The sequence below is a fragment of the Brevibacillus sp. SIMBA_040 genome (assembly GCF_046535075.1).
Classification (GTDB): domain Bacteria; phylum Bacillota; class Bacilli; order Brevibacillales; family Brevibacillaceae; genus Brevibacillus.
Map to the genome: position 1 here is coordinate 1 of NZ_JAWRXI010000160.1, position 276 is coordinate 276.

The window sequence follows — 276 nt, forward strand, 5'->3', positions numbered from 1 at the left end:
GGCGTAGGGCAATGCGCCGGCGATCGCGTCGACGATCTCGTCTCGCGACGCACCGAGCGACAGCGCTTCGCGCATGTGCATGACGAGTGCGTCGGCATCCGCGTTGCGGGACAGGCAGGTCAGGCACGCGATGGCCGTCAGCAACCGCGCCTTCGCGCGATCAAGCGCTTCTTCATGCCGCGATGCCGGCGCGTGCGACGCGTCGAGATACCGCGCGAGTTCGGGCGGAATGCCGTCGAGGTCGTCCGGCGTATCCGGCGTGCAGCACATGCCTGC

At 68.8% G+C, this 276-nt stretch carries 1 protein-coding gene; it reads right to left on the minus strand.

What is annotated here, in order from left to right:
• Positions 1-276 (minus strand): carboxymuconolactone decarboxylase family protein (locus SB752_RS32375; protein WP_410719493.1); only part of this gene is annotated, 276 nt, incomplete at both ends.